Here is a 10,396-nt window from a genome sequence, read left to right as displayed (position 1 = left end):
ATCTAACTTCGCCATTTATAAGTATCGCCCCATCTGCTTTTTTACCGTCAGTTTCGTTCTTTTTCTCACGTTCAAGATCGAAATTTGTAGGATTAGTAGTGTCCAAAGTGTAGCCAAGGCAGTCTTCAAAGATATCTTTTAGAAACTGCGTCTGAAATTTTTCTTCTTTGAAATTCTTAATGTCGCTAGCTTTTGCCTGATACATTTGCAAATTTGCATAACGCTTTTTAAGCTTTTCTTCGTCTTGATCTTGGGTTAGTAAGAATTTTGGATTAAAGATCGGCATCTTTTCTCTTTAAAATTTTATTTTTATCTAATCCTAAAAAATTCAAAAACGCGTATAAAAAAAACATTTCATTTCGCACGAAAGATTCGCCACGCTCTATGAATTGCATCAGTCGCTCGTGCGTACGCGTATCAATCCGCAATCCAAAAACCCGCTCGTAAAGCCCCAGCTCTTGCATTAGCATCATCCCATATCGGTGCATGGGTGCACGGAAAAATTTAATCAGCTCTGCTTTAATGCGCTCGCAACTAAGATCGCTAACGTCGATACTACGCATGAGCTCTAAGGTGCGCGGCTCGGCGCAAAGCTCAAATCTTGCGGCAAACTGCACCGCGCGATATACGCGCAAGCTATCCTCCACGAAAGTGTGCGGATCGACCACTCGCAAAATACGCGCGCGCAGATCCGCAAGCCCGCCGTAAAAATCAAACACTTTGCCACTTATAGCATCTATCATCATCGCATTGATCGTAAAATCGCGCCGCCTGCTAGCCTCATGTTCGTCCGTAGCCAAAGCGACGCTAAAGCCCTTGTGTCCGATGCCAGTCTTACTCTCGGTGCGCGGAAGCGAGATGTCAAAGCTTTTGTATTTATAGACGAAGTAGCTTTTGCCGACGCCCTGTGCGCCGAAGTCCTGCATAATTTGCTCGAAACGGCGCGGATCCACATCGTAAAGCTCCACATCCACATCAGCGCTCGCCCGCCCCAAAAAATGATCGCGCACGCAGCCGCCTACCAGATATATGCGTGAGCTAAATTTTTTAAGATAATCTAAAAGCGCGATGAAATCGTCATTTTGATAGATTTTCAAGTCGGTTTTCGATACTTGCAAGCAAAAATTCCATAAATTTTAAATTTAGCTCCACGCGCGCGTTCAAATCGCCCTTCTCAAAAGCGTTTAGCCCCTCAAAAAGCACTAAAATTCGCTCTTTTATCGCGCTCAAAAACTCCGCTTCGCTTGAAATTTTAAAATCTGTATTTGCGAGATATTTTGATTTGTCGCCCGCTTGTCTCGCGGCCCTGAGATGTCGCGCTGCTTCAGGCTGGCGCAGGGCGGAATTTTGAGCACCATAAGAGGCAAAACTTTCCGCTTGCATATCCTGTGCGGCAGAATTGCGAAGCTGCGGCGTGGCGAGCTCATCACCTCGCACCCCGGGCGTCGTAAAATTCTGCGGCTGTGAAACGAAATTTTGCTGCTGCACGGCAGCATTGCGGATCTCTAACGCGGCGGAATTTTGAGCTTGAAGCGACGCTAAATCCTGCTTTTTATAATGCGCCGTACCGAAATAATCGTCTGCTTCGTTTTCTTTGAAATCAGAGCCAGGCCCAAAATCGTCATTGCTTAGCTCCTTAAAATGCGCGCCTAAAATACGAGGCGTCAAATCTTGCTTACTTTGGGAGTCGTCATCCGTAGAATTTAGCGCTAATTCAAAATCTTTACTTTCGGCAGAGCTTTGCGCTATGCTTGCGTCCCTGCTTTGCGGCGAAGCAAACCCATTCATATCGCTGCCTAAACTATCGTAAATTTCGCCTGCGATGCCCGATAAATCACGAAAGCTTTCATCAAATTTCGCGGTGGAGCTTTTTAAAATTTCATCGCTTGCAAAGGCGGTATTTACGGAATCTTTGCCGCTTGCAGAAGCAGAATTTTTAAAATTCTCTCCGTTTAGAGAGGCGGAAGCCGCAGAATTTTGACCGCCTGTAAGATCAGAGTTTTTAAAATTCTCCTCGCTGGAAAAAGTAAAATTTTCATCTTTTGCGGCAGATTTTTTTAAAGTAGCGTCCGCTGCAAATTCTGCGCTGCTAGGCGCAGAGCTCTTACTCGCCATGGGATTTGAATGATCGAAGGCGGAATTTAAAGCGTCCGATGAAACAAAGCGCGAAGTGGAATTTTTGGTATTTAAGGAAGTGAAATTTTGCGCGTTTGGTGAAGCGATATCCGGTGCAGATGCGGAATTTAAGGCATCAGGCGCAATGGGATCTGGCGCAAAAGAAGTGGGGCTTAAAGCATACTGCGATCCTGCTTCGGTACTGTTTGCATTTGTAGCTCTCTCTTGCTGCGCCGTCAAATCTTGCGCGCGCTTTTGTGCTTTCATCTCATTGACTGCTTCGATGATATCTTCTAGTTCATTTTCATACATCAATTAGCCACCTCTTAAATTCTGCTTGTTTGTGCGCATCGACGCTTAAAAAGCGCTCCAGCATCGCCATATTAACGCCCGAGCTTACTCGATGATTTAAATTTAGCCGCGCAAAAAGCACAGCCGCATCGCCATCTTGCGGATTATCGCGTAAAATACCGCGGCAAATCCGCATTGCGCCGTAGATATCGCCTCTCTCCTCAAGCTTCAAAGCATAAGCAAGCGCGCTATTCAAGGCTTATTCCTAGGCTTTGGCCGCGTAATCTGCGATGATTGAGCCGATCTCTGCAGTCGAGCAAATTTCTTTGGCATCGTACTGCGCGATATCCTTGGTGCGGTATCCGTCGCGAAGCACGGCGCGCACGGCGCTTTCGATCGCGGCTGCGGCCTCATTTTCGCCAAATGCGTATTTTAGCATCATCGCAGCGCTTAAAATCGTAGCGATCGGGTTTGCGATCCCCTGTCCCGCGATGTCGGGCGCACTGCCGTGGATCGGCTCATAGATGCCTCCCTTGCCGCCGATACTCGCACTCGGAAGCAGCCCGATCGAGCCGCAGATCATGCTCGCCTCATCGCTTAAAATATCGCCGAATAAATTCTCAGTCAAAATCACGTCGAACTGCGCAGGTGCCCGCACGAGCTGCATCGCGGCGTTATCGACGTACATAAACTCCAAATTTATCCCAGCATAGTTTTTCGCTAGCTCGCTTATGACCTCGCGCCACAGCTGGCTTGTTTCAAGCACGTTGGCCTTATCTACGAGCGTTATCTTTTTATTTCGCAAAAGCGCGGCCTCAAAGGCAACTTTTGCGACGCGCTCGATCTCGGCGGCGTTGTAACACATCGTATTTAGCGCGTCCTTTTCGTTTTTCACACGTGGCTGCCCGAAATAAATCCCGCCCGTAAGCTCGCGCACCACCATTATATCGACGCCTTTGATGATCTCGGGCTTTAGCGTCGAAGCGTTTATCAGCTCATCAAAAATCATCGCAGGACGCAGATTTGCAAAAGCTCCAAGCTCTTTGCGGATTTTAAGCAGTCCACTTTCGGGGCGCAGTTCGCGCGGCAAGCCATCCCATTTCGCGCCGCCGATCGCACCGAAAAGCACCGCGTCGCTTGATTTAGCGGCATTTAGCGTCTCATCCGGAAGCGGAACGCCCATAATGTCGATTGCCGCGCCGCCCATCAAGCGGTAGTTAAAATTTAGCTCAAAATTAAATTTATGGCTTACGGCATCGAGCACCTTGATCGCCTCTTCGATGATCTCAGGGCCGATTCCGTCGCCTTTTATCACGCATACGTCGTATTTTTTCATCCAAATTCCTTACAAGTTTATCTTTGTTTTTGCGTAATTTATCGCTCCGCCCGCGTCGAGTAGCTTTTGCATAAACTCGGGGATCGCGCCGAATTTATACTGAGTTTTTTGAGTTAAATTTTTAATTACGCCGCCCTTTAGATCGATGCTAAGCTCGTCGCCCTGCGCGATCTTATCCGTCTCGTCACATTCGAGGATCAAAAAGCCCGTGTTGAAGCTGTTTCGATAAAAAATCCTAGCGAAATTCTTTGCGATCACGCATGAAATTCCGGCGGCCTTAAGCGCCATCGGTGCGTGCTCGCGCGAGCTGCCGCAGCCAAAATTTTTCCCCGCTACGATGATGTCTCCTTTAGCGATTTTGGACGAAAAATCCCTGTCCGCATCCTCCATAATGTGCGTCGCAAGCACCGCCGCATCGGAGGTATTTAGGTAGCGCGCCGCGATAATAATGTCGGTGTCGATATCATCGCCGAATTTCCATACTTTTGCCATATTTCCGCCTTAAATTTTAAAATAGATGCACGATTTTACCGACAAATTTATTAAAATCCGCTCAATCGCTCCGATATGAGGGTGGAATTCCTCGCCTAGAATTTAGGGCTAAATTTAAACGCCAAAGCGCAGAGATAGGAAGTGCGGAGGCGTTAAATTTTAAAGCGGCAACGTGAAGGAAGCAGAATTTTGGCGCATCGGTTTTACATCCTGCAAACGCGGAATTTTAGCGAGCAATCTTAAATTTAGCTAAAAATATAACCTAAATTTTAAAATTTAGCCTAATTTCTAGAATTTAAAAAATCATTAAATTTAGATGGTTCGCACCGTATATAAGCAAAAATAAAGAGCGTTTCGGTATAATCCGATTTTCCAATAACCAAATACACAACGACACAAGGAGATTTTATGGCGAGCCCAAAAGACGCCTTAACGCCCATCGAGCAGTTCTTCGACGAAAATCAAAAAAGCTACATCACCTACGAAAGACTGATAAAATTTTTCGATAAAGCCCCCACCGCGACGGCCGTTAAGAAGGTCGAAGCGCTTACGAAAAAATTTGACGTCGAACTGATCTCCGCCGCAGAAATCTCCAAAATCAAAAATTTAGAGGACGCGAAACTCAAAGAAGCCACGCAAAAAAAGCTACTGGACGAGGGCTGGGACGAGGAGTTTGACCTATCCAGCGACGTCGAGCTTTTGGAGTGGAGCCGTTCGGATAGCCCGGTGCGGATGTATCTGCGCGAAATGGGACAGATCCCGCTGTTAACGAAAGAAGAAGAGATCGAGATCAGCAAAAAAATCGAGCTCGGCGAGGATATCATCATCGACGCGTTTTGCTCCGTGCCATATCTGATCGATTTCATTTTAGATTATAAAGAGCCGCTCATCAACCGCGAACGCCGCGTCAAGGAGCTTTTCAAAAGCTTTGACGACAGCGACGAAGAGGGTGAAGAGGAGGACGAAGAGGAACTATCGGAGGAGGATTACGACGACGAGGAGGATGAGGAGAGCGCGGACGAGGCGAAGCAAAAGCGCTCTAGAAAGAACGATAAGCGCGCTCTAAAGGTCATCGAAAGCTTCAAGGCTCTTGAAAAAGCCAAAAAGGACTGGATGAAATTTGCCGAGAAAAACGCCGAGGCGATTAAGCAGAGCAAGGGAATTTTATCGAAGCTAAACTTGGCGTTTAAAAAGAAAATTTTAAAAGAAAAACTCATGGATCTGGGGCCTACGAGCAAGCTCATCACTGAGATCGTAAAATCGATGGAGACCGCGCTAAAAAGCGACGAGGGCTTCGAAAAGGAGCTCAAGCGCCTGGAGTACAAGCTGCCGATGTTTAGCGCCGAACTGCGCGAAAATCACAAAAAAATTCTAAAAGAGATCACGAGGCTTAGCAAGGACGACATCATCGCGCGCGTGCCGGAAGCTACGATGGTCTCGACCTACGTCGATATTAAAAAGCTCTTTTTGACAAAAGAGGCGAGTAAAAAAAGCTTTAATCTCGAGCCCGAGCGGCTGAAAGAAATTTTAGAGCAAATTAAGCGCGGCAAGCGCATCAGCGACAATGCAAAGGCGCGCATGGCGAAGTCCAACCTGCGCCTGGTCGTCTCCATCGCCAAGCGCTACACCAACCGCGGGCTACCGTTTTTAGACCTCATCCAAGAAGGCAATATCGGGCTTATGAAGGCGGTTGAATACAAGCGCGGCTATAAATTTTCGACATACGCGACGTGGTGGATCCGCCAGGCGATCAGCCGCGCCATCGCCGATCAAGCGCGCACGATCCGCATCCCGATCCATATGATCGAGACGATAAATCGAATTAATAAAATCACGCGCAAATATATGCAAGAAGGCGGCAAGGAGCCCGATATCAACGTCATCGCGCAAGAGGTAGGCCTTAGCGTCGATAAGGTAAAGCAGGTCATCAAAATCACAAAGGAGCCGATTAGTCTAGAAGCGCCGATCGGAAACGAGGACGACGGTAAATTCGGCGATTTCGTCGAGGACAAAAGCTCGGTTTCGCCGATCGAGCAAATTTTAAAATCCGACCTAAAAGAGCAGATCGACGATATCTTAGAGCAGCTCAACGACCGCGAGCGCACGGTCATTCGCATGCGATTCGGACTACTTGACGACGAGAGCGACCGCACGCTTGAAGAGATCGGCAAGGAGCTCAATATCACCCGCGAGCGCGTCCGCCAGATCGAAAGCTCGGCGATCAAAAAGCTAAAGCACCCAAAGATCGGACGCAAACTCAAAACCTATATCGAGAGCTAGAGCAAAACGCAGATATAGCGATCTAGCGACACGCCGAGGTGGCGGGGCTTTTTAAAGCGATGTTATCGCGCGTACCTGAAAAATCATAGAATTCCGTTCTAAATCCAAAGCGGAATTCTAAAAAATTTTATAAATTCTACGATTTTGCTTAGTTTGATAAGCGAACCGAACTGAGTAGTGTAGGTTATTCAAGGAGACTTTATGAAAACTTTAGTAATCGTTATTTTAGACGGCTTTGCCGACTGGGAGGCTTCGCTACTGGCTCCCGCACTACGATATTTCACGGACTATAGCATCCTTTATGCCTCAACCGATAAAAACGAGAAAGTATCGTTTGGAGCTTTACGCGCAAAACCTGATTTAACAATAGATGAAATTTCGCCAGATGCCGCGGCAATCGTGTTAATCGGCGCTAGAAATTCATGGCGCGAACTGCCTAGCGAAAACGCCTCAAAAATTGCTAATTTAATAGAGGAATTTAAACAACAAGGCAAGGTGGTAGGCGGTATTTGCGACGGGGCGTATTTCTTAGCGGCGGCAGGAGCGCTAAATGACTGCCATCACACCGCAAATAGTCTAGCAGACATCGTTAATTTGCCAAAATACAAAAATAAGCATGCCTTTATACAAACAAGTCGCGAAGCCGTAGTAGACGGTAAAATGATCACCGCAAACGGAAACGCATTTATTGATTTTACTATTGGGGTGCTGCGCGCCTTAGGAGATATAGACGAAGCAATAATTGCCCAGTGCGAACAAATGTGGCGATAAGTAGGCAGTGCGCGTTTAGCAAATAAAATTTTGCCAAAGCAACACTCGAGCATATAAGCACAAATGAGATACAAAAAATACTGAAAATGAAATCTTGCCGAAGCGGTACGACATCGATGCTCGCTAGGTCTAACACAATACCTTAGTTTGCGTGCTTCCGTGCAAATACAGCATGGAATTTTACGCTCATTTTGCCACTAAAATTATATACGGCGCGAGCCTAAGCCAACAGACGCTATGAAATTTAAAACAAAGTGTGCCGCCAAAGCGGTACTTCAGCACGCGCCCATCGTCGTAAGCAAAAACGATGTCTTTCCCGTTTCGCCTTTAAATTTAGTGGAGCTCACCATGCCTCAAATAACCCTCGCACGGCGAAATTAAATAGGTCTCAAAAAGCAAAAGCCACAAAGCTTGCTTTGTACATCTTATTTGCCACTTTATACCGAGTCCCGTTATCTCCCGCCGCCTCATTATTGCGCGCCGACATACAATGCAATACCTGTAGCTTTTATGGCCCGTTTATCACATCCCACCGCCATGATGCCTTGCCCATAATGGAACGCTTTAAAAATAATGGTAGAGCCGTCTCTCTTTACTTACACTTGTCGTACTCGTAATCGCAGTACCCAAATTTTGCCGCATTGCTGCGCTGGCAACCGCAATACTATATTAAATTTACTGCTCCGCCGTGCCGTCCCGCTCTTAAAATTTACCTTCCGTAGCCAAGGGTGTGCTGGATAACACGACGTCGGTATTTTTGTCTCGCTCTAAATTTACCTTCCGTCGCACCGCTAAATTTAACCGCGTCGCAAACTGCGCTTTCTAAGGCGACTGTAAATCCAAGCTCCGAGCAATAAAACCGCCGCGAGGCAATACATATAAAAGGCCGCGCCGTTTTCATACTCCACGTCCTGCGCGATAAAGACCTGCTGCGACATTTCGGGGTTTCGCGCCGCCTCGTCCGCGATCTGCGCCATCACCTCATCGTCGTGTACCCCAAGCGTGATCTTTCGCAGCTCGATGAAATTTGTCCGCTTATCCAGATGCCTGCCGCTGCGACCCGTGACGTAAACGCTATGCGAGTAGAAATTTAGATAGTAAAATCCCACGTCGTCCTTCAAAAGCTTCTCCGATATCTGCCGCACGGCGCCTTTAAACGGATTATCGCCCGCCCTTTTTAGCGCGCTTAACCGTCTGGCGTCTCCGACGAATTTATAATAAACGTACCAAAACGCGTCTTTAAGCTGCCACTCGGCGCCGCTGCCGCGCGGGCGATTTAAAATTTTATCCTTGCTTAGATAAAATATGCCGTTTTTGCTCGCAAACAGCATGTATTCCCGATGCCCACTCTGAAAATTTAGCGGCGTATAGGGCTCGTTTGCGGGGTCAAATCTCTCGCCGTTCATCAGCACCGCGCCCGCAGCGGGATCAAAAAGAAACTCTATTCCCGAGTTTGGCTCCATCAGATACATCTGCTCGCTAGGCGTGAAATTTAGCCTCTCGCCGTCCGCATAAACGCTGCGTCCGTCGCTTAGCCACCGATCGACCGGGCGAAAGTGCACGGGCGAATCGGGACCGTCTTCGTGTATGATTTTTAGCCTTATCTGCTTTAGATTTTTTGCATCCGCACCCGCTAAAATTTTACCTTCGTAAAATACCCGCTTGCCGTCCGTGGCGACGTAAGGGCTCTCGGTCAGCGGCGAGATGGGCGCGCTAGTATCAAGTCTAGCGTAGGGGTAGTTGTACTCCTGCGGCCATTTGGAGAGTCCGAACGCGTGGAAAAATACTTTATAAATATAGCTTATCGCGCCGCCCGTACGCTGCGTGACGTCCGAGCAGAAGTAGCTCACGCGCCCGTCGCTGTAGTATCGCGCGCCGATCTTTTGCGTGCGGGCGGGATCTAGCCCCGACATCTTGCGAGCGCCGCAAAATACGCGGTTAGCGTCCATGCCGACGTTTGCGTAGGAGTATCTGCCGGTATCAAGCGCGCGAAAGCTCGCCGCGTCCGCGCCGCCCTCCAGCTCGTAAGGAGCGAGATTCCAAGAGCGTAGATAAATTTTGCCGCCGATGTTGAAATAATCGCTGCGGCCGATCTTTTGCGCGTCCGCAGGCAGCTCGCGCGAGCTATCATACACCGATAGCTCATAGATAAAAACGAGCGAGACGAAGAGCGGCACGAAAAGTACCGCAAAGAGTAGCTTTAGCGCCTTTTTATCAAATTTGCTTAAATTATTCGCCTTTTTCATAAGGCAATTATATATCTTGCTAGTTTAAAACGTTAGAAATTTAAAAGCGTCTGCGGGGGAAATTTTAAAATTTAGAGTACGGTAAATTTGGCGGCGAAAGCCGCGGGGTAAATTTATTTGACGGCAAAGCCTCAGCTCAAATTTACCCGCAATCGCGCGAAACGACGCAAGCTTCGCGCAAATTTAACTTAGTATCCGTCAAAATGCTTGGTCTTTGGCAGCACCAAATTTAGCGTAATGCCGATAAGCGCGCCAAGCCCCACGCCGCTAAAGCTCATCGCGCCAAAGTCCAGCACCATGCCGCCGATCGCGCAGACGAAGATGAGCGCGACGATGATCATATTGCGCGGCTCGGCCAGATCCACGCCGTTTTTGATCAGAGTCTCCATGCCCACGCTCGCGATGATACCAAAAAGCAGCAGCATAATGCCGCCGATGACGGGAGCTGGGATCGTGGAGAGCGCGGCGCCGAGCTTGCCCACGAAGGCTAGCAGTATCGCAGTAAGCGCGGCAAAGGTCATGATAGCGGGATTATAGGCCTTCGTGATGCTGACCGCGCCCGTGACTTCGGAGTAGGTGGTGTTCGGCGGACCGCCGAAGCAGCCTGCTAGCGACGTCGCGAGTCCGTCACCTAGAAGAGTGCTTTTAAGCCCAGGGTTTTTGAGAAAATTTTCCTTCGTTACGTTGCTGATCGCGAGCATATCGCCGATGTGCTCGATCGCGGGCGCGATAGCGATAGGCACCATGTAGATCACGGCTTCGAGCTTAAAAACCGGCGCGGTGAAATTTGGCAGCGCAAACCACGGCGCAGTTAAAATCGGAGTAAAATCCACTATCCCGACAAACAGCGACGCGCAGTATCCCG

The 10,396-nt window shown here is 48.3% G+C and carries 11 protein-coding genes; 3 read left to right on the top strand and 8 right to left on the bottom strand.

Going from position 1 to position 10,396, the window contains the following annotated elements; genetic code table 11:
• From Q0605_RS08025 to Q0605_RS08000, 6 genes are all read right to left on the bottom strand, one after another.
• Positions 1-286 (bottom strand): hypothetical protein (locus Q0605_RS08025; RefSeq protein ID WP_298705930.1); only part of this gene is annotated, 286 nt, incomplete at its 3' end.
• Complete coding sequence (locus tag Q0605_RS08020; protein ID WP_298705927.1) at positions 273-1,118, bottom strand: CCA tRNA nucleotidyltransferase; 846 nt, start codon at positions 1,116-1,118, stop codon at positions 273-275. The genes Q0605_RS08025 and Q0605_RS08020, both read right to left, overlap by 14 nt.
• Entirely contained in the window at positions 1,078-2,427 is a 1,350-nt protein-coding gene (locus tag Q0605_RS08015) for a hypothetical protein (protein WP_298705924.1), read from the bottom strand. The genes Q0605_RS08020 and Q0605_RS08015 overlap by 41 nt, the downstream gene beginning before the upstream one ends.
• Positions 2,420-2,662, bottom strand: a complete 243-nt coding sequence (locus tag Q0605_RS08010) for a hypothetical protein (RefSeq protein WP_298705921.1) — start codon at positions 2,660-2,662, stop codon at positions 2,420-2,422. The genes Q0605_RS08015 and Q0605_RS08010 overlap by 8 nt, the downstream gene beginning before the upstream one ends.
• A gap of 9 nt (positions 2,663-2,671) precedes the next feature.
• The gene (gene leuB / locus Q0605_RS08005) at positions 2,672-3,742 is read right to left on the bottom strand and encodes a 3-isopropylmalate dehydrogenase (RefSeq protein ID WP_298705918.1); all 1,071 of its coding nucleotides are present in this window, start codon (positions 3,740-3,742) and stop codon (positions 2,672-2,674) included.
• A gap of 9 nt (positions 3,743-3,751) precedes the next feature.
• Complete coding sequence (locus tag Q0605_RS08000) at positions 3,752-4,234, bottom strand: 3-isopropylmalate dehydratase small subunit (protein ID WP_298062874.1); 483 nt, start codon at positions 4,232-4,234, stop codon at positions 3,752-3,754.
• Positions 4,235-4,642: 408 nt separating this feature from the next.
• On the opposite strand from Q0605_RS08000, the gene rpoD reads away from it, so the two are divergent.
• The 3 genes from rpoD to Q0605_RS07985 all read left to right on the top strand — a co-directional run bounded on the left by rpoD (position 4,643) and on the right by Q0605_RS07985 (position 7,666).
• A complete protein-coding gene (gene rpoD / locus Q0605_RS07995) occupies positions 4,643-6,514 on the top strand; it encodes an RNA polymerase sigma factor RpoD (protein WP_298705915.1) in 1,872 nt (623 codons plus the stop codon).
• A gap of 201 nt (positions 6,515-6,715) precedes the next feature.
• A complete protein-coding gene (locus tag Q0605_RS07990) occupies positions 6,716-7,285 on the top strand; it encodes a DJ-1/PfpI family protein (protein ID WP_298705913.1) in 570 nt (189 codons plus the stop codon).
• A 237-nt stretch (positions 7,286-7,522) separates the two neighbouring features.
• Positions 7,523-7,666, top strand: coding sequence for a hypothetical protein (locus Q0605_RS07985; protein ID WP_297990027.1), 144 nt, complete (start codon positions 7,523-7,525; stop codon positions 7,664-7,666).
• Positions 7,667-8,082: 416 nt separating this feature from the next.
• On the opposite strand, the gene Q0605_RS07980 is transcribed toward Q0605_RS07985, so the two are convergent.
• Both Q0605_RS07980 and Q0605_RS07975 read right to left on the bottom strand, forming a co-directional pair.
• Positions 8,083-9,531 carry a DKNYY domain-containing protein gene (locus Q0605_RS07980; protein WP_298705910.1) on the bottom strand — a complete coding sequence of 483 codons (1,449 nt, stop codon included), beginning with the start codon at positions 9,529-9,531 and terminating at the stop codon, positions 8,083-8,085.
• Positions 9,532-9,719: 188 nt separating this feature from the next.
• A partial coding sequence (locus Q0605_RS07975; RefSeq protein ID WP_298705907.1) for a solute carrier family 23 protein occupies positions 9,720-10,396 on the bottom strand: 677 nt, incomplete at its 5' end.

The organism is uncultured Campylobacter sp. (assembly GCF_938017705.1).
Taxonomy (GTDB): Bacteria; Campylobacterota; Campylobacteria; order Campylobacterales; family Campylobacteraceae; genus Campylobacter_B.
This window is presented reverse-complemented; position numbering and strand designations above follow the sequence as displayed.